At 62.0% G+C, this 22,090-nt stretch carries 22 protein-coding genes and 1 other RNA gene; 11 read left to right on the top strand and 12 right to left on the bottom strand.

Annotated elements, in window-relative coordinates; all coding sequences use genetic code 11:
* Positions 1-106 precede the first annotated feature (106 nt).
* Both VSX56_RS13340 and VSX56_RS13335 read left to right on the top strand, forming a co-directional pair.
* A complete protein-coding gene (locus VSX56_RS13340) occupies positions 107-1,270 on the top strand; it encodes an alpha-hydroxy acid oxidase (RefSeq protein WP_339111980.1) in 1,164 nt (387 codons plus the stop codon).
* Between the two features lie 107 nt (positions 1,271-1,377).
* Entirely contained in the window at positions 1,378-1,998 is a 621-nt protein-coding gene (locus VSX56_RS13335; RefSeq protein WP_339111979.1) for a 50S ribosomal protein L25/general stress protein Ctc, read from the top strand.
* 73 nt (positions 1,999-2,071) lie between these two features.
* Here VSX56_RS13335 and VSX56_RS13330 read toward each other — a convergent pair whose 3' ends face one another.
* Positions 2,072-2,479, bottom strand: coding sequence for a rhodanese-like domain-containing protein (locus VSX56_RS13330; protein WP_350937776.1), 408 nt, complete (start codon positions 2,477-2,479; stop codon positions 2,072-2,074).
* A gap of 65 nt (positions 2,480-2,544) precedes the next feature.
* Between VSX56_RS13330 and ftrA the strand changes: the two genes are divergently transcribed.
* Together ftrA and pth are read left to right on the top strand one after the other, a co-directional pair.
* Positions 2,545-3,546 carry a transcriptional regulator FtrA gene (gene ftrA, locus VSX56_RS13325; protein ID WP_350937774.1) on the top strand — a complete coding sequence of 334 codons (1,002 nt, stop codon included), beginning with the start codon at positions 2,545-2,547 and terminating at the stop codon, positions 3,544-3,546.
* A gap of 70 nt (positions 3,547-3,616) precedes the next feature.
* Complete coding sequence (gene pth / locus VSX56_RS13320) at positions 3,617-4,336, top strand: aminoacyl-tRNA hydrolase (RefSeq protein ID WP_350937771.1); 720 nt, start codon at positions 3,617-3,619, stop codon at positions 4,334-4,336.
* Between the two features lie 56 nt (positions 4,337-4,392).
* Here pth and VSX56_RS13315 read toward each other — a convergent pair whose 3' ends face one another.
* Positions 4,393-4,827 (bottom strand): VOC family protein, encoded by a 435-nt coding sequence (locus tag VSX56_RS13315; protein ID WP_339111975.1) that lies wholly within the window; start codon positions 4,825-4,827, stop codon positions 4,393-4,395.
* Positions 4,828-4,953: 126 nt separating this feature from the next.
* Between VSX56_RS13315 and thyX the strand changes: the two genes are divergently transcribed.
* Entirely contained in the window at positions 4,954-5,868 is a 915-nt protein-coding gene (gene thyX / locus VSX56_RS13310; protein WP_339111974.1) for an FAD-dependent thymidylate synthase, read from the top strand.
* Complete coding sequence (locus VSX56_RS13305) at positions 5,868-6,293, top strand: DUF1810 domain-containing protein (protein ID WP_339111973.1); 426 nt, start codon at positions 5,868-5,870, stop codon at positions 6,291-6,293. Before thyX ends, VSX56_RS13305 begins: the two co-directional genes overlap by 1 nt.
* A 238-nt stretch (positions 6,294-6,531) precedes the next feature.
* Here VSX56_RS13305 and VSX56_RS13300 read toward each other — a convergent pair whose 3' ends face one another.
* Both VSX56_RS13300 and betC read right to left on the bottom strand, forming a co-directional pair.
* Entirely contained in the window at positions 6,532-7,374 is an 843-nt protein-coding gene (locus tag VSX56_RS13300) for an alpha/beta fold hydrolase (protein ID WP_350937768.1), read from the bottom strand.
* 104 nt (positions 7,375-7,478) lie between these two features.
* Positions 7,479-8,987 (bottom strand): choline-sulfatase, encoded by a 1,509-nt coding sequence (gene betC / locus VSX56_RS13295; protein WP_350937766.1) that lies wholly within the window; start codon positions 8,985-8,987, stop codon positions 7,479-7,481.
* Positions 8,988-9,173: 186 nt separating this feature from the next.
* Here betC and choX point away from each other — a divergent pair, with 186 nt between their 5' ends.
* The 4 genes from choX to VSX56_RS13275 all read left to right on the top strand — a co-directional run bounded on the left by choX (position 9,174) and on the right by VSX56_RS13275 (position 14,023).
* Positions 9,174-10,094 carry a choline ABC transporter substrate-binding protein gene (choX, locus tag VSX56_RS13290; protein ID WP_339111970.1) on the top strand — a complete coding sequence of 307 codons (921 nt, stop codon included), beginning with the start codon at positions 9,174-9,176 and terminating at the stop codon, positions 10,092-10,094.
* 282 nt (positions 10,095-10,376) lie between these two features.
* Complete coding sequence (locus VSX56_RS13285) at positions 10,377-11,612, top strand: aromatic ring-hydroxylating oxygenase subunit alpha (protein ID WP_350937763.1); 1,236 nt, start codon at positions 10,377-10,379, stop codon at positions 11,610-11,612.
* A gap of 4 nt (positions 11,613-11,616) precedes the next feature.
* Positions 11,617-12,687 (top strand): FAD-binding oxidoreductase, encoded by a 1,071-nt coding sequence (locus tag VSX56_RS13280; RefSeq protein ID WP_339111968.1) that lies wholly within the window; start codon positions 11,617-11,619, stop codon positions 12,685-12,687.
* Positions 12,688-12,988: 301 nt separating this feature from the next.
* Positions 12,989-14,023: an autotransporter domain-containing protein gene (locus tag VSX56_RS13275; protein ID WP_350937761.1), complete on the top strand. Its 1,035-nt coding sequence runs from the start codon at positions 12,989-12,991 to the stop codon at positions 14,021-14,023.
* On the opposite strand, the gene VSX56_RS13270 is transcribed toward VSX56_RS13275, so the two are convergent.
* The 8 genes from VSX56_RS13270 to VSX56_RS13235 form a co-directional block, all read right to left on the bottom strand.
* Positions 14,024-15,100, bottom strand: a complete 1,077-nt coding sequence (locus VSX56_RS13270; RefSeq protein ID WP_434096034.1) for a DUF1513 domain-containing protein — start codon at positions 15,098-15,100, stop codon at positions 14,024-14,026.
* Between the two features lies 1 nt (position 15,101).
* The gene (locus tag VSX56_RS13265) at positions 15,102-16,106 is read right to left on the bottom strand and encodes an imelysin family protein (RefSeq protein ID WP_350937757.1); all 1,005 of its coding nucleotides are present in this window, start codon (positions 16,104-16,106) and stop codon (positions 15,102-15,104) included.
* On the bottom strand, positions 16,106-17,491 hold the full coding sequence (locus tag VSX56_RS13260) for a di-heme oxidoreductase family protein (RefSeq protein ID WP_350937754.1): 1,386 nt from the start codon (positions 17,489-17,491) through the stop codon (positions 16,106-16,108). The genes VSX56_RS13265 and VSX56_RS13260 overlap by 1 nt, the downstream gene beginning before the upstream one ends.
* Before the next feature lie 75 nt (positions 17,492-17,566).
* A complete protein-coding gene (locus VSX56_RS13255) occupies positions 17,567-18,838 on the bottom strand; it encodes an imelysin family protein (protein ID WP_339111963.1) in 1,272 nt (423 codons plus the stop codon).
* An 84-nt stretch (positions 18,839-18,922) separates the two neighbouring features.
* The gene (locus VSX56_RS13250; RefSeq protein ID WP_339111962.1) at positions 18,923-19,270 is read right to left on the bottom strand and encodes a hypothetical protein; all 348 of its coding nucleotides are present in this window, start codon (positions 19,268-19,270) and stop codon (positions 18,923-18,925) included.
* A gap of 182 nt (positions 19,271-19,452) precedes the next feature.
* A complete protein-coding gene (rpmG, locus tag VSX56_RS13245) occupies positions 19,453-19,620 on the bottom strand; it encodes a 50S ribosomal protein L33 (protein ID WP_339111961.1) in 168 nt (55 codons plus the stop codon).
* Between the two features lie 141 nt (positions 19,621-19,761).
* Positions 19,762-20,171: RNase P RNA component class A (rnpB, locus tag VSX56_RS13240), an RNA gene on the bottom strand.
* Positions 20,172-20,296: 125 nt separating this feature from the next.
* Positions 20,297-20,749 carry a nucleoside deaminase gene (locus tag VSX56_RS13235; protein ID WP_350937751.1) on the bottom strand — a complete coding sequence of 151 codons (453 nt, stop codon included), beginning with the start codon at positions 20,747-20,749 and terminating at the stop codon, positions 20,297-20,299.
* A 102-nt stretch (positions 20,750-20,851) separates the two neighbouring features.
* On the opposite strand from VSX56_RS13235, the gene VSX56_RS13230 reads away from it, so the two are divergent.
* A partial coding sequence (locus VSX56_RS13230) for a pseudouridine synthase (RefSeq protein ID WP_350937749.1) occupies positions 20,852-22,090 on the top strand: 1,239 nt, incomplete at its 3' end.

The raw sequence follows: 22,090 nt of genomic DNA, 5'->3' as shown, positions 1-22,090 counted from the left end.
CGGGGCCGAATACGCCTGATCGCACGACAGCCATGCAGAAATGGCTGATTGCCCTGCACGAGCTGCATTGCTAAGCCTCCTACAAACTTATCGGGAGTGCATTTTCATGGCCGTTATCACCTGCATCGACGATCTCAAGCGCCTTCATAAGCGCCGCACGCCGAAGATGTTCTATGATTATGCCGAGAGTGGCTCCTATACGGAACAGACCTTCCGCGAGAATACCAGCGATTTCGAGAAGATCCGTCTGCGCCAGAAAGTGGCCGTGGATATGGAGGGGCGCTCGAGCGCGACCAAGATGATCGGGCGCGATGTGACCATGCCGGTGGCGCTGGCGCCCGTGGGCCTGACAGGGATGCAGCGCGCCGATGGCGAGATCAAGGCGGCGCGGGCGGCCGAGAAGGCCGGTGTGCCCTTCACGCTCTCGACCATGTCGATCTGTTCGATCGAGGATGTGGCCGCCCATACGACCGATCCGTTCTGGTTCCAGCTCTATGTGATGAAGGACGAGGAGTTCGTCGATGCCACGTTGGAACGTGCGAAGAAGGCGGGATGCTCGGCACTGGTGCTGACGCTCGATCTGCAAATCCTCGGCCAGCGGCATAAGGATCTCAAGAACGGGCTGACCGCCCCGCCCAAGCTAACCCTGCCGGTGTTGATGGATATGGCGACCAAATGGCAATGGGGGATGGAGATGCTACAGACCAAGCGGCGCTTCTTCGGCAATATCGTGGGTCACGCGAAGGGCGTGGGCGATGCTTCGAGCCTGAGCAGCTGGACCGCCGAGCAATTCGACCCCAAGCTCGACTGGTCGAAGATCGCCCGTATCCGCGACCAATGGGGCGGCAAGCTGATCCTGAAGGGGATACTCGACGAGGATGATGCGCGTCTGGCCCGTGACTTCGGTGCCGATGCGATGATCGTGTCGAACCATGGCGGACGACAGCTTGACGGGGCGCTGAGCGCCATCCGCATGCTGCCGCGCATCCGCGAGGCAGTTGGACCCGGAATGGAGATTTTCATGGATAGCGGGATCCGCTCGGGGCAGGATGTGCTCAAGGCCCTGGCACTCGGGGCAGATGCGACCTTTATCGGGCGCGCTTTCATCCATGGCCTGGGGGCTCTGGGCGAGGAAGGCGTGACCAAAGCACTCGACATCATCCGCAAGGAGCTGGATATCACCATGGCGCTCTGCGGCGAGAAAGACGTGCACGATCTGGGCCGTCACAATCTTCTGCTGCCCCGCGGGTTCATGGAAGAATACGTCTGAGCGGGTGTTTTGGGCTTGCCATAAAGGGGATTCTCGCCTAATGGCAGGCGCTCATGGGTCGCACCCTTGGAGGCGGCCCTTTTACATTCCATATCGGAGATAGCAAAATGGCAAAAGAGATCGAAACGATCGAAGCCGTCGTGCGTTCGGGGACGGGCAAGGGGGCCGCTCGCGCAGCACGTCGTGAGGGCAAAGTACCTGCAATCGTTTATGGCGACGGCAAAGAACCGCTGGCACTGAACCTCGAGTTCAACCCGCTTCTGACCCGTCTGCGCAAAGGCCGCTTCCTGTCGACGCTGTTCAACCTGAAGGTCGAAGGTCAGGAAGACGTCCGCGTGATCTGCCGCGGCGTTCAAAAAGACGTCGTCAAGGACCTGCCGACCCACGTCGACTTCATGCGTACCCACCGCAACTCGCGCATCGCACTCTTCGTGCATGTCGAGTTCGAGAACCACGAAGCCGCACCGGGCCTCAAGCGCGGTGGCGTTCTGACCGTCGTGCGTCAGGAAGTCGAGCTGGAAGTTCTGGCGGGTGACATTCCGGAGCAGATCGTTGTCGACCTGACCGGTCGCAAGATCGGCGACGTGATCCACATCTCCGACGTGACGCTGCCAAATGGCGCGAAACCGACCATCGAGCGTGACTTCGTTATCGCGAACATCGCAGCGCCCAAGGGCCTTGCCGGTGGCGACGACGAGGAAGCCGAAGGCGAAGCAGCAGCCGAATAAGCTGCTGGAAGACATCTGTCTTACGGAACGCGGGGCCAATGGCCCCGCGTTTTGCATTGGGTATCAGGGGGTATCAGGCCAGAGCCGCCTCGCCCGCGAGGGCGAACCCCTCATACTCCCAGCCCATCAGCCCGCCCAGCATGATCTTCACCGGCCGACCGAGCCGTGCGAAGGCGAGCGCCGCCTGCTCGGCCGCGTTGCAATGGGGGCCGGAGCAATAGACCACAAAGAGCGTATCCTGCGGATAGGCGGTCAGGGCGTCGGCCGAGATGGTCCGGTGCGGCATGAACACGGCATCAGGGATATGGCGACGCGCATAGGTGGCGGGCGTGCCCATCGCATGGATCAGCACAAACCCCGCATCCCCGCCGGACATGGCGGCATGGACATCCGAACAATCGGTATGCAGGGCGCATTGGGGCTCGAGGAGGGTCACGATATCGGCGGACGCGACGGGCGGGCGGGACAGGACTGCGTTCATTTGAAATCTCCTTGTAACGATAACGCCAGATTGCCAGACGGTTCCGGTTGCCGTAAGGTGGCAAAATGACAACGCCCGAAAACATCCTGCCATTCCTTTCGCTCCGCCCGATCCCCAACAATCTGGTGGTTGCCCTGATCTATGACGGACTCTGCACGTTCGAATTCGGCGTCACCGCCGAGATCTTCGGCCTGCCGCGCCCCGAGATGGGGCCGGACTGGTACCGGTTCCGCACGGCTGCGGTCGAGCCGGGCCCGTTGCGGGCCCATGGCGGATTGATGGTCAGCACGGATGGCGGGATGGAGCTGCTGGACGAGGCGGGGCTTATCGTCATTCCCGGCTGGAAAGGGGTCAACACCCCTGCCCCGCCTGATCTGGTCGCAGCGCTCATCGCGGCCCATGCGCGGGGAGCGCGGATCGCCACGATCTGCTCGGGCGCCTATGTCCTGGCCCAGACAGGGTTGCTCGATGGCCATAGCGCCACCACCCATTGGCGCTATGCCGAGGATTTTGCGGCGCGTTTTCCGCAAGTGACCATGCGGGCCGACAATCTCTATACCGATGATGCGCCGCTCTATACCTCGGCAGGCTCGGCGGCGGGGCTGGATCTGGGCCTGCATATCGTGCGGCAGGATTTCGGGCCGGAGGCGGCCAATTCGGTGGCCCGCCGTCTGGTGATCGCCTCGCATCGCGACGGCGGGCAGAACCAGTTCCTGCCCCGCCCCGTGCCACGCGCCACCGAGGCCGACAAGATCGCGCCACTCCTCGACCGCTTGCGCCAGAACCTGCGCCACACCCCCACGATCTCCGCGCTTGCCAAAAGCTGCGCGATGAGCGAACGCACCTTCCTGCGCCGGTTCGAGGAAGCCACCGGCACCACGCCCATCCGCTTCCTGATCGAGGAACGTCTGCAACTCGCCGCCCAGCTTCTGGAGCGCCCCGAGGCCGGCATGGAAGAGATCGCCGAAAGCTGCGGCTTTGCATCGGGCGCGCTGCTGCGCCACCATTTCCGCAAGCGCTATGGCCTGCCGCCCGCCGCCTGGCGGCAGCGTTTCGGGCAGGCGTAGGGCGGTTAGGGGTTTTCTCCGCAGGCGCGCTGGCCTATCTCCTAGGGCAACTCGACCGAAGGAAGACGACATGCAACTCTGGGTGGGCCTCGGCAATCCGGGCGCGAAATATGCGGCAACGCGGCACAATATCGGTTTCATGGCGCTGGACCGGATCGCAGATGATCACGGCTTCGGCCCGTGGAAAGCGAAGTTCCAGGGCCAGATCAGCGAAGGGCGGCTGGGCTCGGAACGCATCGTGCTCCTCAAGCCAGAGACCTTCATGAACAATTCCGGCCAATCGGTGCGGGCGGCGGCGGATTTCTACAAATTCACCGTGGCGGATCTGACCGTCTTCCATGACGAGCTGGATCTGGCGCCGGGCAAGTGCCGCCTGAAACAGGGCGGCGGCCATGCGGGCCATAACGGGCTGCGCTCGATCCATGCGCATCTGGCGCCCGAGTATCAACGTGTGCGGCTCGGCATAGGCCATCCGGGTCATAAGGACCGCGTGGCGGGCTATGTGCTGGCCGATTTTGCCAAGGCCGAGCAGGAGATGCTGGATGATCTGATGCGCGGTCTCTCGGACGGGGCGGCGGCACTGGCGGCGGGCGACCGGCAGAAATTCCTCAATGCCGTCAGCCTGCGCACGGCCCCGCCGCGCAGCTCGACCGGAAATCACCCCGAAAAGGCCCAGACCGCAAAGACCCAGACCGCAAAGACCCAGACCGAACATCCTACCAAACCAGCGCCGGATCCGGAAGACTCCCGCTCGCCGCTGGAGAAGCTGAAAGACAAGTTCGGGAAATGAGATCGGGCGCCCCTTTCGCGTAGAGAGAGCGCCCGTTTCGATGAGGCGTAAGTTGCTTACCAGTGGCCGGTATTTTCCATGCTGGCCCAAGGCTCGGCCGGCGCCAGCGCATCCCCCATCTGCAACAGCTCGATCGACACATTGTCAGGAGAGCGGACAAAGGCCATATGGCCGTCGCGCGGGGGACGGTTGATCGTGATGCCCGCCTCCTGCAGCTTGGCGCACATGTCGTAGATATTCTCGACCTTATAGGCCAGATGCCCGAAATGGCGGCTATCGGAGGGCAGCCCCGTATCGCCATCCCAATTCCATGTCAGCTCCACATCGGCACGGCCATCAGCCTGATCGGGCGGGCACATGAACACCAGCGTGAAACGGCCCTTCTCGTTTTCCACGCGGCGCCGCTCGACCAGACCCAGCAGCTCGAAAAATGCCTTGGTCTTCTCCAGATCCAGAACGCGGACCATCGTGTGTAGATATTCGACCTTCATGAGGGCCTCCTTTCGTTGAGAGGCAAGGTAATCCACAGGTTTGAAAGAGCAAGCAGTTGCCCCGCGTTGCATTTACCGCGATACAAAGGACCTAACGAATCCGAGCCAGACATCACGGAGACCGCCATGACGCTTACCCCCGAACAGCATGCCGAAATCGAGGAACAGCGTTCGCTGTCACAGCCGACCCGCCGTGCTGTCTCCCCCGGCATGGAAGAGCGTCTCTATACCGCGCATCCGGTGCTCGATCACGGACTGGTCCGCGTCATCGACTACATGGGCGACGACAGTGCCATCACGCAGGCCGCGCGTGTCAGCTATGGCCGCGGCACCAAGAAGGTCTCCGATGACCGCGGGTTGATCCGCTATCTGATGCGCCACTGGCACTCCACGCCATTCGAGATGTGCGAAGTGAAGTTCCATGTGAAACTTCCGGTCTTCGTTGCGCGCCAATGGATCCGCCACCGCACCGCGAACGTTAATGAATACTCGGCGCGCTATTCGATTCTGGACCGCGAGTTCTACATTCCCGAACCCGACAAACTGGCGGCACAATCCACGGTGAACCATCAGGGGCGTGGCGCGGTCCTGCAGGGCGAGGAAGCCGCCCGCGTGCTCGATATCCTGCGCGAGGACGCGATGCGCTCCTATGACCATTACGAGGACATGCTGACGCCCGATGCGGAGGCTGGCAAACAGGGTCTGGCCCGTGAGCTGGCACGGATGAACCTGCCAATGAACACCTATACCCAATGGTACTGGAAGGTCGATCTGCACAACCTCTTCCATTTCCTGCGCCTGCGCGCCGATGCCCATGCGCAATACGAGATCCGCGCCTATGCCGATACGATGTGCGAGATCGTCAAGGACTGGGTGCCCGCGGCCTATGAGGCGTTCGAGGATTACCGTCTGGGCGGGGTCAACCTGTCGGGCCGCGCGGTCGAGGTGCTCAAACGCCGCCTGGCGGGCGAGACGGTAACCGCCGAGACCTCGGGCATGTCCAAGGGCGAATGGCGCGAATTCGAAGCCGTCTGGGGCTGATGCCGGGCCTTGCTCGATTTCTGAAAGAACAGGAGCGCGACTATCCGGTCGCGCTCTCCGAATTGCGGGCGGGCCGCAAACGCGGCCATTGGATGTGGTGGATCTTCCCGCAGCTCGCCGCCCTCGGCGTCTCGCCAAGATCGAAGGATTTCGGGCTTGAGGATATGGCCGAAGCCACCGCCTATCTCGACAACATGACTTTGCAAACCCGGTTAACAGAAGCCTGCGAGGCGGTTCTGTCTCATCGGGATCAGGAGATAGAACAGATCCTGGGCACAATCGATGCACGCAAATTGCGCTCGTCGATGACCCTTTTCGAAGCCGCGGAAACACTCTCCAGCTCGGACAGCAGCGCCATTTTTACTCGTGTGCTTGTCACCTTTTACAATGGCAGCCGCTGCCCTCGCACGCTCGAGCGGCTTTAACATCCGAAGCCGGAACCAGAGCTTCGGGGCACTCATAACAAGAAACAGACCAGCTTACTGATTACGCACAAACCACAGAACTTGTTAAGTGCGACGGGGGAATGACTGGTGAACAAGAGACGCGATACACCCCCGCCGCAACCTCGCGCGTTTCAGCTGAGGCAAGGACTTTCTAGCAGACCGATAGACATTTTGTAAAATTGAAATTAAATATGTGCTTAATTTTCAGTTACTTAGCTTAATCACCATGAGCCAGCTTGCCAACCCATGTTGATAATGCCTGCAAGGCTTCGGGTTCGTCCAGGAACGGAATATGCGCCCGATCCGGCACATCGGCAAAGATCATAGCGGGTTTGAGCTGCTGCATTCTGGCCGCGGTATCGGCGCTCAACAGGCGGGAATTTGACCCGCGAATCAATAAAAGCGGAAGCTCTCCAAAGGCTTCGAAGAAGGGCCACGCTTCAGGCAGGTCTCCCTTGAAGTCTTTCAGGAAGGGGTCGCGCAATGCGGGGTCATAGCGCAGCTGCAGCCCGCTGCCGGTTTCGATATACTGGTTGCGGACCTCCTGTGCCCAGCGCCGCGCTGGCACATTTGCAAAGCCTGTCATCAGCTCGGGCAGACGGGCGGCCAGCGCATCATAGGTCTTGGGTGCGGGATTGCGCCCGAGATAGTCGAAGATCGCGTTCAGCCCCTCCATCTCCAGCTTGGGGCCGACATCATTGAGCGCCGCGCCCAGAAGCCTGTCAGGCGCCACGGCTGCCAGATACATCGCAATCAGCCCGCCGCGCGACGTGCCCAGCACTGCTGCTTTCGCGATCCCGAGATGTGCCAGAAGCCCCAGCGCATCCGCGCCTTCCTGTGGCACGGTATAAGTTTCGGCACCGCTGAAGTCCGACTGCCCCCGCCCGCGATAGTCCATGCGGATCAGACGCGCGCCCATCGCCAGAAGATGCGGGGCGACATAGTCGAAATCGGCCATATTGCGGGTCAGGCCGGTGAGCGCCAGTATCGGCACCCCCTGCCCCTCATCGCGATAGGCGAGCCTCGCGCCATCAGATGCCGTGAAGAAATGCGTCGTCATGAAACCCTCCGTGTTGGCTGTGCACAGGATAGGCCGCCGCCGGCAAAGCGCCACGAAAAAGGGGCGGTCTCCCGCCCCCCTCGCTTCACGACCCGGTCAACCGCTCAATCGCCCCGCGGGAAGCGCTTGTTGGATTCCAGCACATTGAGGTCCATGTGATTGCGCATATAGGCCTCCGACGCATCCTTCAGCGGCTGGTAATCCCACGGGTAATAGCCGCCCTGACGCAGCGCGTCGTAAACCACCCAGCGCCGCGCCTGGGACGCGCGCACATCGCCATCATAGCGCTCCAGATCCCACCGCGCCGCGGCCTCGGCCTTCATCGCCTCATAGGCCTCAGCATGGGCAGGATCGCCCGCGAGGTTGACCAGCTCGTGCGGGTCGGCCCCCAGATGGAAGAACTGGTCGGGATCGAGCTTGCACAGGTTCAGCTTGTAATCACCCTTACGCAGGGAAACGAGCGGCGCATAGGAGCCTTCGGCGGCATATTCCATCTTCACCGCCGATTCGCGCGTGCCGCCATTGGCCAGAGTCACGAGAGATTCGCCATCGAGCCACGGCGCGATCTCCTCCAGATCGATCCCCGCCAGATCACAGAGCGTCGGCGTCACGTCGATGGTCGAGACGGGCGTCTCGACGAGCTTCGGCTCCACCCCGCTGGCCGCCATCATCAAAGGCACCCGCGCCGAGCCCTCGTAGAAGTTCATCTTGAACCACAGCCCGCGCTCGCCCAGCATATCGCCATGATCCGACACGAAGAGGATGATCGCCTCTTGGCCGGTGCTCTCCAGCGCCTCCATGATCTCGCCGATCTTGTCGTCGCAATAGGAGATATTGGCGAAATAGGCGCGGCGGGATTCGCGGATATTGTCTTCCGTAATATTGAAGTTGCGCCAGTCATTGGCATCAAAGATACGCTTGGAATGGTTGTCCTGATTGTCGTAGCCCATATCCGGCACGGCGGGCAGCAGATGCTCGCAATCCTCGTAGAGATCCCAGTATTTCTTGCGGGCCACATAGGGATCATGCGGGTGGGTCATGCTGACGGTCAGCATCCACGGACGTGCGTCCAGACCACGCGCCAGATCATAGACCTTCATCTTGGCTTCATGGGCAACATTATCGTCATATTCCAGCTGGTTGGAAATCTCCCCTACGCCTGCGCCTGTGACCGATCCCATGTTGTGATACCACCAGTCGATCCGCTCGCCAGGCTTGCGGTAATCCGGCGTCCAGCCGAAATCGGCAGGGTAGATGTCGGTGGTCAGACGTTGTTCGAACCCGTGCAGCTGGTCGGGACCTACAAAGTGCATCTTTCCCGAAAGGCAGGTCTGATAGCCCGCGCGGCGCAGATGGTGCGCAAAGGTCGGGATATCCGATCGGAACTCGGCCGCGTTGTCATAGACACCCGTCGAGCTGGGCAATTGCCCCGACATAAATGCCGCACGCCCCGGTGCGCAGAGCGGCGAGCCGGTATAGGCATTGGCAAAGCGCACCGACCGCGCCGCGAGCTTTTTGAGATTCGGCGCGTGCAGCCACTCTGCCGGACCATCGGGGAACAGGGTACCGTTGAGCTGATCCACCATGAAGATCAGGATATTCGGTTGCGACATTTAAAAGGGCTCTCTTTGTTAGAGTGAAAGATCGGCGCCTGCCCAGAAAGCGGGCGCAAAGCGGTCCTGTGAGGTCAATCTGGAAACTCTCCACCGGAACCATGACAAAAACTGATTGCCATGCTAACGTAGGAATGCACTAATTGACTCGTCAATCAAAAAAACACGAAGACAACGGGAGTACAAATGAAAGCCAAGTTTCTGGGCGGCCTCACCGCCTCTGTCATCGCCCTCAACGCCGCTGCCGCTTTTGCCGATTGCGGCACCGTGCGTTTCTCGGATGTCGGCTGGACGGATATCACCGCCACCACCGAGACCGCCAATGAAATCCTGACCGCGCTCGGCTATGACGTGGAAGTCAATGTGCTCGGCGTGCCGGTCACCTTCTCGTCGCTGGCCTCGAACGATATCGATGTCTTCCTCGGCAACTGGATGCCCGCACAGCAGGCCGCCATCGGCCCCTATCTCGACAAGGGCGAAATCGATGTGGTCGCGACCAACCTGACCGGCACCAACTATACGCTGGCCGTGCCGACCTATCTCTATGACAAGGGCCTGCATACTTATGCCGACATCCAGAAATTCGGCGACGAGCTGGATCACAAGATCTATGGCATCGAGCCGGGTAACGAAGGCAATGGCTATCTGATGGACCTGACCGAAAAGGGCGGTGTCCTCGAGGGCTTCCAGATCGTCGAGAGCTCCGAACAGGGTATGCTCGCGCAGGTTGGCCGCCTCTACCCCAAGAAGGAAGCCGTGGTCTTCCTTGGCTGGGCGCCCCACCCGATGAACTCTACCTATGACCTCAAGTATCTGACTGGCGGCGAAGATTTCTTCGGCGGCGAAGGCACCGTGCAGACTGTCACCCGCAAGGGCTATGTGGAAGAATGCCCCAATGTCGGCAAGCTTCTGCAGAACATGAAGTTCACCCTGCCGATGGAAAACGAGATCATGGGCGCGATCCTCAATGACGGTCAGGACCCCGACGAAGCGGTTCCGGCATGGCTCAAGGCGCATCCCGATGTCGTCACCCCGTGGCTCGAAGGTGTCACCACCAAGGATGGCAAAGAGGGTCTTCCGGTCGTGAAAGAGGCGCTGGGGCTCTGATCCCCGTCTGAGTCGTATTTGAACAAGCACGCCGCGCAAGTCCGCCTTGCGCGGCGTCTCCATTCGGGATTCCTGACCGCTAAAAATATATTAGAAACACAGATTTCCTCCAATTCCGCAGCCATGGCCCGGCGCCGAATTTTTTACGACAAGTTTACGCCTATGTCGCAAATCCCCGCGGGAGGAGTCGCAAACGCGCCGTCGTTTCCTGCCATTCCTGAGTAGTCTCATCTTATTGAAACCCACAGCCGCGCAGCACTAGCGTGCCATGGAGACAAGGCCATGCAACCCTCCGCTTCCCTCACCGAGCTTCTCGCCCGCCGTAAACCCGGCCATGCGCTCGAACAGGCCTTCTACACCTCCCCCGAGATCTACCAGACCGATCTCGAAGAGATCTGGTACAAGAACTGGCTCTTTACCACCTCCCGCGCCGAACTGCCGAAAAAAGGCGCCTATGTCACCCATAAGGTCGGCGCCTATACGGTGATGATCGTGCGCGGCCAGGATGATGTCATCCGCGCCTTCCACAATACCTGCCGCCACCGTGGCTCGGTCATCTGCCAGCATAAGAAAGGCACCGCTGCCAAGCTGGTCTGCCCCTATCACCAATGGACCTACGAGCTGGATGGGCGCCTTCTGTGGGCGCGCGACATGGGGCCGGATTTCGACGCCTCCAAACACGGGCTCAAGCCCGTTAACTGCCGTGAAGTGGCAGGGCTCATCTATATCTGCCTCGCAGAGACCGCCCCCGATTTCGACGCCTTTGCCGAGACCGTGACGCCCTATCTGGAGGTCCACGACCTCTCCAATGCCAAGGTCGCTTTCCAGTCCACGATCATCGAGAACGGCAACTGGAAACTCGTCTGGGAAAATAACCGCGAGTGCTACCACTGCGCGGGCAACCACCCCGATCTGTGCCGCACCTATCCCGAGGATCCGACCATTACCGGCGTCAGCGCCGATGGCACCTTCCCCGAAAAGGTCGAGAACCACTTCAACCGTCTCGAGGGTATGGGCGCACCCTCGCGCTTCAAGATGGCCGATAACGGCGAATACCGCGTGGCGCGTATGCCTCTGCTGGACGGGGCCGAAAGCTACACGATGAACGGCAAGATCGCCGTGCAGAAACGTCTGGGCCGCGTGCCGGTTCTGGATGCGGGCACACTCTTGCTGTTCAACTACCCCACGACCTGGAACCACTTCCTGTCGGATCACTCGATCACCTTCCGCGTGACCCCGATCAGCCCGACCGAAACCGAGGTCACCACCACCTGGCTCGTGCACAAGGATGCGGTCGAGGGCGTGGATTACGATCTCAAGAACCTCACGACGGTCTGGGAACATACCAATGACGAGGACCGTCAGGTCGTCGAGGACAACCAGCAGGGGATCAACTCGCCCGCCTACGAGCCCGGCCCCTATTCGGCCACCCATGAGGACGGGGTGATCCAGTTCGTGAACTGGTATTGTGACACCATGGCTTCGCGGCTGGATCCCGTGAAGCTGGCAGCGGAGTAAATTGATGACCCTCATTCCCGGCGAAACCGCGATCAAGATCTGGAACGATTCGGAAGAGCTTGAATGCGTCTCGGTGCTTTCCGAGGTGCCCAATGTCATGACCTTCTGTTTTCAGGCACCTTCACGGGCAATCTTCGACTACATGCCCGGCCAGTTCCTGACCTTGGAAATTCCGGTGCCGGGCGGGCCTTTGTATCGCACCTATACGATCTCGTCCTCGCCCTCGCGGCCGATGTCGATCACGGTGACGGTCAAGGCGCAGAAGGAGTCGATCGGCACCCGCTGGATGTTCGACAATCTCAAACCGGGGATGAGGATCCGCGCTATCGGCCCTGCCGGTAGCTTCACCAATGCCAATTACCCTGCCGAGAAATATCTCTTTATCTCGGCAGGCTCCGGCATCACGCCGATGATGTCGATGACGACGCAGATGTATGACCTTGGCCGCGAATGCGACATCGTCTTCGTCAATTGCGCCCGTCGTCCCTCGGAGATCATCTTCCGCGAACGGCTCGAGCATATGGCCTCGCGCGTCAGCGGCATCGATCTGAAATGGGTCGTGGAAGGCTCGGACAAATATGACCCATGGACCGGCTATCAGGGCTATTTCAACCAGTTGATGCTGGGTCTGATGGCCCCCGACTATCTGGAACGCGAAGTGTTCTGCTGTGGCCCCGAGCCGTTCATGACCGCCGTGCGCGAGGCACTGGCGGGCCTCGGCTTCGATATGGACCACTACCATCAGGAAAGCTTCGGTGCGCCCATCGAAGAGGTCCGCATCATTCCCGAGGACGAGCTGCCCGAGGAAGGCGCCGTGGCGGAGGTGGAATTCGCCGACTCGGGCGTCACCCAGAAATGCGCCGAAACCGATACCGTTCTGGCCGTGGCCCGTCAGGCAGGGCTCAACATTCCCTCGGGCTGCACGTTCGGGGTCTGCGGCACCTGCAAGATTAAGAAGGTCTCGGGCGAGGTGCATATGGTCCATAATGGCGGCATCACCGATGACGATATCGAAGAGGGTTATATCCTCGCCTGCTGCTCGAACCCGCGCGGCCACCTCGTCGTGGAAGCCTGACAGACCCGCCTCTACCGGATTGCGGGCCGCGCAGGTATCCTGCGCGGCCTTTTCTTATGGCGCAGCGCCGCTGTTCCGCTGCCCCTGCCTGAAACATCATCGTTTCTGATCACATTTCACATATCCGACCGGCAATAACTTGCCAGTGCCCCTGCGCATTTGTTACTTTTGTCCCATACCAAAAGAAAACAGACGGGCCGTCGGCCCTGCCGGAACCATGGCCGCCCAGACGGGGTGGACGGGGTCAACCGCTACGCCGACAAACCCGCCATCAGGCACGACGTAACCAGCGAGGCGTTCTATGAACAGACGGGCGCTACAGCGGGGCACCCTCCCCGCGATCATGACGGTTTTTCTTTGCGCATCCCTGTCGATGCCTCAGGCCGCCGCCGCGAGCGAGGCCGATTTCCCGACCGCACGCGAAACCTCCGTTGCGCTTGCCGGATTGCAGAAAATGCGGCAGGACCGCCTGCTGGCCCGCCAGCCCAACGTGCTGGATTTCATGTTCGAGAACAGCAAGGAGCGTGTTTTTGACGCGCATCTGACCGACGAGCTGGGCGATCTGAGCTTCAACACCGCGAAGGGCCGCCAGAGCTGGGCGGTGGTGGAATCGAACTGGACCCGCAGCGAGAGCAGCTCGCTGCAATACAGTTTCGCGTCGCTGGGCGCACATAAGAAACTGAACAATCGTTTCTATATCGGCGCAATGGCGGAGCTGGACGCCGCAGACCGCAAGGTGGATGCTGATGCCTCGGGCGATGGCGTAGGTTTCCTGGTCGGCCCTTATCTGGCGGGCAGGCTGCCCAAAACCGAACTCGACTGGTCGATGCGCCTTCTACACGGACGCACCAATAACCAGTTCGCCCCCGATGGCTCGATCCGCCGTGATGCCGAATCCCAACGCACCTTGTTTCAGGCGCGGATGGAGGGGAGGTTCGAGATGGGCACGACCGAGCTGACCCCCAATATCATCGCCAGCCATGTCAACGAGCTGACCGATCATTTCCGCATCGCTGATGGCACAAGGATTGATGGCGAAGAGCTGTCGCTATCGCAATTCTCGGCAGGGGTCGAATTCGCGCATCCGCTGGAAAGCAGCTGGGCGAAGATGGGGCTGACGGGGCAATTCGCGCTTGTGGCGCAGCATAGCATGGGCACAGGCCTGCTGGACGAGGCCTATCCCGCGACCGACTGGTTCACCTCGCGCGTCGAGGTCGGTGTGGACATGGACCGCAAGGGGCTGGGCACGCTCAGCACCCGTTTCGGGGTCGATGGGGTCGAGGGGGATCTGACCGACCAGATCCATCTCTCGTTGATGTTCGAGCGCAAGCTCTGATCAGACCCCGATCGGGATCAGGTGGTTATCCCATGCCACGTCCGAGCGTTTGAACGGTGTGATACCGTCTCGGGTGATCTGCGAGACAAGCCCCGCACCATCGGTGGCAGTGAAGCCACCCTGCGCACAGACACCCAGACCACAGACATCGGCACGGCGCACCGACCAGAGCGCCTCGCCCTCGGCAGAATAGGCCTGCACCATGCCACCACGCGGGCTGGTGATGGCCACCTCGCGGCCCGCGCGGCCAAAGGCCACCGATCCGGCATAGCCCTTCATGGCGAATTCCTCACCGGGCAGCGGCTCGGCAAGCACCGCCTTCCGCCCGCGGTCATGCAGGCCCAGGAGCGACACGGGCTCCATCAGATCGCCCTGCCATTGCATGCAGAACGCCACCCGCCCGTCACTGCGCACCGACAGGTGACGGATCGAGTTTTTCCACAGATCGGGCTCCAGCTCGACCACCTCCAGCACTTCGCCCTCGGGCGAGAGGTAGCTCAGGTTCGGGCGCATGGTCTCGATGTTCAGCGGCGTGCGATCCGTCGGATCGGTCTGGATCCCGCCATTGGCCACTACCAGAACCTCTTGCCCCGGCAGGCGCAGGATCTCGTGCGGGCCGATCCCGTTCGAGGCAAACTCGCCCACCCGCTGATAGCCGCGCGCCACATCCCAGATCCCGATCCGGCCCTCGGAGCCTTCGGCCACCACCTCGGAGGTATAAAGCCGTGTGCCATCGCCCGAAAACGCACCATGACCGTTGAACTGCCGCCCCTCCGGCGGGGTCAGCCGCGCGACCAGCCCGCCGGTCACACAGTCAATCACCAACGCAAACACACCGGGACGGCGAGCAAAGGCCACCGCCTCGGGGCGCTCGGGATGGGCGGTCGCGGCATGGCCACGTCCGGGGAGTGGCTGCGAAAAGATCTGCGTCCCATCCGCCGCAAGCCCCCAGATCGCATAGCTCCCGTCGGGCGCTTTGGCTGCCGCGAGAAAGGCAGGGCTGCCCGCATCGGCCCAGCTGAGCCGCGGCACGGTGGCGGCGGCGGCAAGGCTGGCGAGGAAGTGGCGTCGTTTCATATCAGTCTCCATCCGCTGCGTTGAAGCCCACGCTGACGCCCAGCAAAGGCCCCAGCTCGGCCTGCATGGCCTCGACCGTCAGCCCGATCTGCTGCTGCACGATCTCCACCTTCAACCGGCCCATCGGATCGGCCACACCGGCAAAGACCGGATCATCGAGATCCTGTGCCAGCTCGATCGCGCGGTCAAACGCGGCGTCGGTCTTGGGGATCTCGCCCATGCCCTGCGCCAGCCTGTCGGCAAAGCCTCGCAGCGCAACCAGCGACAGCGTCACGTTGCGCGCGGAGCGGCCCGCCTCCAGCATCTCGGCCCGTTCGGGGCGCGGACGCTCGAATGTGCCCAGCGGGCGGCCCAGCCGCGTGTCCTTGTTGAACTCGAGCCCCGTGACCAGCTGCGTATAAAGCGCCTGCCGCGCCTCGGATTCAGTCAGATAAAGGGTACGGCCTTCGGTGCCGGGGCTCAGGAGTTCATCGGCAAAACCGTTCTGCCAGCCGACCTCGACATCAATGGCCATCTGCGCCAGATCTCCGGCCATCGCCGCGCGCAGCTTGCAGGTATACTCATCATCCGTGGCCAGCTCGCCATAAAGAAGATGCTCCAGCCCGAAAAAGCCGCGCACCCCGATAGAGGCTTTCGCCAGCTCTGCCGGATCGGTGAATTGCTGGTTTTTCTGCTCGATCAGACCCGAGAGCTGGCGCCGCCCCGTGGCCTTGGCATCGGGCCAGAAGGCAAAGGCCAGCGCCCGCCCCTGATCCTCCACCGGCCCGAGCCGCAAAAACGCCACGCCCAGCCATGCGTCAAAGGCTTCGTTCCACAGGGGCTGCATGGCCGCGATGGAACAGTCCGCCTCGGCGCCCGTCTGCAATGCGGTCGCGGCATTGGTCAGCGCGGTATAACCGGGCAGGATGTCCTCGGTGACGGCGGCGCGGGTATCGGCCAGAGCTTGCCCGGAGAAGACCGGCAAAGACATCGCCATCAGAGGCAAAGAGAACAGCAGGTTACGCATCACAAGGTCTCCAGAAAGCGAATAAGATCGGCGCGCGTTTTGGCGGGCAGTGCCAGATATCTATCACGGGCGGGCCCCGCTTCGCCACCATGCCAGCGAATCGCCTCGTCCAATGTGGCCGCGCGGCCATCATGCAGATAGCGCGGCGCATGGCCCGAATTTTCGCCGGTCAACCCGATCCCCCAGAGCGGCGCCGTGCGCCATTCCGCCGCCGTAGCCACGCCTTCGGGACGGTGATCGGCCAGCCCCTCGCCCATGTCATGCAGCAAAAGGTCGGTATAGGGCCAGACCAGCTGGCGCGAGGTGACCGGATTATCGCTGGTTGCGGTAATGAATTTCGGCATGTGGCAGGCGGTGCATTGCGCCTCATAGAAAGCCTGCTTGCCGGCCAGCACATCCGGCGCCCCCACATCACGGCGCTTTGGCACGCCCAGCCCCGTCACATAGGCGGTGACCGCCTCCAGCGCCTCGGTCGAGACCTCGGCATTGTCGCGCAGCCCCTCGTCAATCCCGTCAGGAAGCGAAAGACAATCCGTCTGCGCCAAGGTGCAATCGCCCGCGCCTGCGGGGAACAGCACACTCGAGAGCCCCATATCCTGACTGAAAGCCTGCGCCGTCATATCAACGAGCCGCCCCATGCCCGCCTTATGGCCGAACCGGCCCAGCCGCACCACACCATCGGGGCCGATCGCATATTGCGCCCGCCCCGAGATCCCGTCGCCATCGGCATCCCCGGGGTCCGCATGTGCCAGAATATCGGCCTCGGGGATCGCCTCCAGAAGCCCCAGCCCTATGATCTGCGGCGCGACCCGCAGCGAGACCAGTGCCTCGGGCGCAAAGCCGTGACGGGCCTCGGGATGGCGCAGATCGCCCTCCTCAATCCAGTCCAGCACCAGCTGTCCCTCCGGTTCCAGCGACGGCAGCGCCCGATCCTGCAACTGCCAGCCGAACTCGGGATCGGCGATCATACCACGCCAGCCGTCGATGCCCTCTGCGCCATCGCCGGGCGGAAAGCGCCGCGAGAGCTTCAGCACCATCCCCGAGATGCCCTGGCCATTCTCGGGCCGCCCCCGCGCATTTCCGGGATGGCAATTGGCGCAGGCCCGCGCATTGAACAAGGGCCCCAGCCCGTCCGAGGCCCGCGTGCTCGAGGGCGCTGGCACCCAGAGTTTGTCGAACAACGCCTCGCCCAAGGTGAACCCCATCCGCAGGGATGGGGGCAGATTGGCCGCAGGCGCGCGGAACCCCGTGCCCGCCACCGTGGCCGCCCCTGCCGGATTGGCCTCGTAGCGCTCGGGTTGCACGAACTCGGTGGCCGGCGCTGTCACCTCGGCGGCCTGCACCGCCACTGGCACAGCAAGGCAGAAAGCAAGAAGAGCGCGCATCACATCACCATGCAAAACCCCGCGGCATCGCTGCCACGGGGAAGTGTCGGGCATAAGCCCCTATTTTGAATAGTCTTACTGGAAGACTGCATCAGGGTTGTCGAGGCTGTCGGACCCCTCGATCTCGACCTCGGAGCCCAGAAGCGTGACCGCGCGCTCGATCGAACGGGTCTGGGTGACCAGCGCATCGACCAGACCGTTGACGAGCTTTGCCCCCTCGTCATTGCCAAGCGCCAGCATCTGGTCATAGGCCATACCGCCTTCGGCCTTCTGGTAGATCGCATCGGCTGCAGCGACCGATGCATCCAGATCCTTGGTCAGCTGCGCATCCACATCGGCATCCTTGGCCGCCACCAGTTGCGACAGCGAGGCGCCTTCCACGACCGAGCCGTCCACACGGGTGTATTTGCCGGTATAGACGTTCTGGATCCCCAACGCGTCATAATAATGCGAGACATGGGTCATATCGGAGAAGCAATCATGCTCTTCTTCCGGATCATGCAGCATGAGGCCCAGCTTCGTGCGCTCGCCCGCCAGCTCGCCATAGGACAGCGACCCCATACCGGTGAGGATCGTGGTGATGCCCGCATCGGCATCATCGGTCAGCGCGGTGCGTGCAGCACCTTCCTCGTCCCAATTGCCGACCATTTCCTGCAGATCCGCAACCAGCAGCTTGGAGGCTGCCTGCAGATATTCGGCACGGCGGTCACAATTGCCACCGGTGCAGCCCTCGCCCTGAATGTAATCGGTATAGGGGCGCGCACCCGCGCCCGCCCCGGTGCCGTTCAGATCCTGCCCCCAGAGCAGGAATTCGATGGCGTGATAGCCGGTTGCCACATTGGCCTCGATGCCTTCGGCCTCCTGCAGGGTCTCTGCGAGGAATTCCGGCGAGATCGTGCTGGCATCCACCTTTTCGCCACCGATCGTGAGCGATTTATTGGCGATGACATTGGCCAGAGCCAGATCATTCTCCTCGTTATTGGCCGCCGAATCCTCGTCGACATAGTCGATCAGACCCTCATCGAGCGGCCAGGCGTTCACACGGCCTTCCCAGTCATCCACCAGCGCATTGCCAAAGCGGAAAGCTTCGGTCTGCTGGTAGGGCTTGCGGGCCGCAACCCACGCATCCTTGGCCGCCTGCAGCGTCTCGGCAGAAGGTTCTTTCACCAGCGCGTCAACCGCCGCCTCCAGCGCCTGCGCGGTGGTCAGGCTGTCCTCGAACCCTGCCTGCGCGATATCGGCATAGGTTTCGATCACGGCTTCGGGCTGCGGCGCCTCGGCAAAGGCTGCCAGCGGCGCAGCAAACAGGGCAGTGCTGGCAAGCAGCGCGGAAAGGGGACGGGTCATGCGGTGCCTCGGATCAGTGTAACTGGAGTTCACGGATAAGTGACACATTTACTCGGGAATGTAAATCCCGATTGTTTTACTCGGTCAATTTTTCCAAGACCGTTTCAAACCGTGCCGCAGGCCAGCCACGCGCCCCATACGATGTAGCACCCCCCAAACCCGCAACACCAATGCACCGCCCAAAGTCGCTCCATATCCCGGCCCGTCCCGGCGCAGCGCGTGATGATATTCCTGCAGCACCACCCGAAGCGCCCCATCAGCCAGTTCGGGCGCGACAACATGTTTGGGATTGAAGTTGCGTAGACTCGCGCCCGCCATCAGAGCAAAACCGCAACAGAGGAAATGGTCAGGCAGCCATTCCACCGCCTTACCCACCACATCAAGCCGCAAAACCCGCCACAGAGGCGCAAGACCTGCCTGCGCATCAGCCACAACCTGCCCCAGGGCTGCAATTGCAGGCGCATAGCGTCCGCGCGCATTCAGAAAAAATGTAGATCCATCGCCACAGCCTAGCTCCGGCAACCGGACCACATAATCTCGCAGCCGGAATCGGTCATCAAAACAGCAAAAAACCGCCCAAGGGCGGCTTTCGCTTCGTCAAAGACGGTCAGATCTTACTTGATCTTGCCTTCTTTGTATTCGACGTGCTTACGCACAACCGGGTCGTATTTCTTCACGACCATTTTCTCGGTCATGGTGCGGGCATTCTTCTTGGTCACATAGAAGTGCCCGGTGCCCGCCGTCGAGTTCAGACGGATCTTTTGCGTCGTCGGCTTCGCCATGTTTCATCTCCTGAGTCAGGCAGCCAACATCCGCGTCACTGCCATCGAAATCCTTGAAGCCCGCCTTTTAGCCAGACTCACCCCAGAGTCAACAGCCAATCGCACCCTTCTCGGTAAATTCCACTATCAGCCGAAGAAATTTTGCGCAGGGGGCCTGTAAGCCGGATTCTGTTCAGGGGTTGCCCCCCTTGATGACCATTCCTCTAGGCCTGCAGTTGCCTGCAGGCTCCAGCTGCCAACCCGGATCACTCGGGGCGAAGCTCCCCTACCGTCAGACAGATGCCCGCGGCACGCGATCCCTATTCGGCGTTGCTCCCGGTGGGGCTTGCCATGCCGGTCCTGTTACCAGTCCCGCGGTGGGCTCTTACCCCACCGTTTCACCCTTACCCGTGCATGATGCAGGGCGGTCTGTTCTCTGTGGCGCTATCCCTGGGGTTACCCCCGCCGGGCGTTACCCGGCACCGTCACTTCATGGAGTCCGGACTTTCCTCGGCGATCCGGCTGTCTGCAAAAGCAGAGCTACGAACCGCCGCGGCCATCCGGCCCCCTGCGCAACCCGAGCCTTAGGCCGGATGGCCGCGTATGGTCAAGCGCGAAACCACCGCCATTTCCAGCGTCCTCAAATATCCTGGGGTGAATTCGACGCAGTCGAAGAGGGGCAAAGCCCCTGCTCCCGCTACCCGTCCCGCCGCGCCGCAAAGAACCCCTTCAGAAGCGCCTCGGCCTCGGCGGCGGCCAAACCGTCATAGATCTCGGGCGCATGATGGCATTGCGGATGCGAGAATACCCGCGCGCCCTGCGCCACACCGCCCGATTTGACATCTGCGGCACCATAATAGAGCCGCCGGATCCGCGCGGCAGAGATCGTGCCCGCGCAGATCGGGCATGGCTCCAGCGTGACGTAGAGATCATGCCCCACCAGCCGCTCCGATCCCGCCTTCCGGCAGGCCTCGCGGATCGCCAGCACCTCGGCATGGGCGGTCGGATCACAAAGCTCGCGGGTGCGGTTGCCGGCCCGTGCCACCACCTCGCCCGAGGGCGCCACGATAACGGCACCCACCGGAACCTCGCCACGCGCAGCGGCCGCCCGCGCCTCGAGGAGCGCCTGATCCATGAAACTTCTGAACATATCTTCTCTTGGCCGCGTTAGTTCTTATATGCAAGGCTCTTCCCACAGGAGAGAAGACACTATAGAGAGGCGCCTTCAAGACCGCCTCGGGAGCCGCCTGCCATGACCAATGATTCCAACAACACGCCGAAACCGGATACGACGCCCTCTTCCGGCGAACGTATCGCCAAGGTTATCGCGCGCTCGGGCGTGGCCTCGCGCCGCGATGCGGAAAAGCTGATCCTCGCAGGCCGCGTGGCGGTCAATGGCAAACAGGCGGCCTCACCCGCTCTTGATGTCACGCCCAAGGACAAGGTTACCATCGACGGCAAACCCATCGACGCGCCGCAGGAAACCCGTGTCTGGCTCTATTACAAACCGCTGGGTCTGGTCACCACCGAGAAAGACGAGCAGGGCCGCCGCACGATCTTCGACGAGATGCCCGAAGGTATGCCGCGTGTGCTCAATGTCGGCCGTCTCGATCTCAATTCCGAGGGTCTTCTGCTTCTGACCAATGATGGCGGCCTCAAGCGCCGCCTCGAGCTGCCCGAAACCGGCTGGCTGCGCAAATACCGCGTGCGCGTGAATGGCCGCCCGACACCCGAGACCTTCAACCCGCTGCGGGCCGGCATCACCATCGATGGCGAGGATTTCCAGCCGATGGAGATCACTCTCGACCGCCAGCAGGGCGCAAATGCCTGGCTGACCGTGGGCCTGCGCGAAGGCAAGAACCGCGAGATCCGCCGCGCCATGACCGAGATCGGCATGACCGTGAACCGCCTGATCCGCGTAAGCTATGGCCCGTTCCGCCTCAACGAGATGCAACCGGGTGATGTGGTGGAAATCAAGCGCCGCGTGCTCCATGACCAGCTGGGAAGCCTTCTGGAAGACACGCCCAACGCCCAACCCGCCGACCGCAGCAAATCTGCGGGTCGTCGCGATGATGGCGAGCGGCCGCGCGGCAGGTTCGGTGATCGGGGGGATCGCGGCGACCGCGGGGGCCGCAGCTTCGGTGACAAGAAATTTGGCGACAAGAAATTCGGGGATCGTGGCCCGAAACGCTTCGACCGCGAGGATGGCGAGGGCCGTGGCAATTCCGAGCGCAGCTTCGGCCGCCAGAAGGATTTCGCAGGCCGTGGCGACCGTCCCGAGCGCGCACCGCGCACCGAGGGAGAGGACCGTCCGCGCAAGGAACGCTGGTCGCCCGAAAAGCGCAGCGCACCGCGCGAAGATCGCAGCGACACCCGTTCCTTCGGTGACAAGAAGTTCGGTGACCGCCCGCGCCGTGAAGGCGGCGAGGGCCGTTCCTTCGGTGACAAGAAGTTCGGCGACCGCCCGCGCCGTGAAGGCGGCGAAGGCCGC

Origin of the sequence: Thioclava kandeliae, assembly GCF_040297545.1 — a bacterium.
GTDB lineage: Bacteria > Pseudomonadota > Alphaproteobacteria > Rhodobacterales > Rhodobacteraceae > Thioclava > Thioclava kandeliae.
This window is presented reverse-complemented; position numbering and strand designations above follow the sequence as displayed.

Coding starts and splice junctions, on each gene's coding strand:
- VSX56_RS13330 (WP_350937776.1), bottom strand. CDS start 2,479: ATGAACGCAGTCCTGTCCCGCCCGCCCGTCGCGTCCGCCGATATCGTG.
- pth (WP_350937771.1), top strand. CDS start 3,617: ATGCAACTCTGGGTGGGCCTCGGCAATCCGGGCGCGAAATATGCGGCA.
- rpmG (WP_339111961.1), bottom strand. CDS start 19,620: ATGGCGAAGCCGACGACGCAAAAGATCCGTCTGAACTCGACGGCGGGC.
- VSX56_RS13300 (WP_350937768.1), bottom strand. CDS start 7,374: ATGACGACGCATTTCTTCACGGCATCTGATGGCGCGAGGCTCGCCTAT.
- VSX56_RS13315 (WP_339111975.1), bottom strand. CDS start 4,827: ATGAAGGTCGAATATCTACACACGATGGTCCGCGTTCTGGATCTGGAG.
- ftrA (WP_350937774.1), top strand. CDS start 2,545: ATGACAACGCCCGAAAACATCCTGCCATTCCTTTCGCTCCGCCCGATC.
- VSX56_RS13265 (WP_350937757.1), bottom strand. CDS start 16,106: ATGCGTAACCTGCTGTTCTCTTTGCCTCTGATGGCGATGTCTTTGCCG.
- VSX56_RS13270 (WP_434096034.1), bottom strand. CDS start 15,100: ATGAAACGACGCCACTTCCTCGCCAGCCTTGCCGCCGCCGCCACCGTG.
- VSX56_RS13235 (WP_350937751.1), bottom strand. CDS start 20,749: ATGTTCAGAAGTTTCATGGATCAGGCGCTCCTCGAGGCGCGGGCGGCC.
- VSX56_RS13260 (WP_350937754.1), bottom strand. CDS start 17,491: ATGCGCGCTCTTCTTGCTTTCTGCCTTGCTGTGCCAGTGGCGGTGCAG.
- VSX56_RS13275 (WP_350937761.1), top strand. CDS start 12,989: ATGAACAGACGGGCGCTACAGCGGGGCACCCTCCCCGCGATCATGACG.
- thyX (WP_339111974.1), top strand. CDS start 4,954: ATGACGCTTACCCCCGAACAGCATGCCGAAATCGAGGAACAGCGTTCG.
- VSX56_RS13285 (WP_350937763.1), top strand. CDS start 10,377: ATGCAACCCTCCGCTTCCCTCACCGAGCTTCTCGCCCGCCGTAAACCC.
- VSX56_RS13255 (WP_339111963.1), bottom strand. CDS start 18,838: ATGACCCGTCCCCTTTCCGCGCTGCTTGCCAGCACTGCCCTGTTTGCT.
- choX (WP_339111970.1), top strand. CDS start 9,174: ATGAAAGCCAAGTTTCTGGGCGGCCTCACCGCCTCTGTCATCGCCCTC.
- VSX56_RS13340 (WP_339111980.1), top strand. CDS start 107: ATGGCCGTTATCACCTGCATCGACGATCTCAAGCGCCTTCATAAGCGC.
- VSX56_RS13335 (WP_339111979.1), top strand. CDS start 1,378: ATGGCAAAAGAGATCGAAACGATCGAAGCCGTCGTGCGTTCGGGGACG.
- VSX56_RS13305 (WP_339111973.1), top strand. CDS start 5,868: ATGCCGGGCCTTGCTCGATTTCTGAAAGAACAGGAGCGCGACTATCCG.
- betC (WP_350937766.1), bottom strand. CDS start 8,987: ATGTCGCAACCGAATATCCTGATCTTCATGGTGGATCAGCTCAACGGT.
- VSX56_RS13280 (WP_339111968.1), top strand. CDS start 11,617: ATGACCCTCATTCCCGGCGAAACCGCGATCAAGATCTGGAACGATTCG.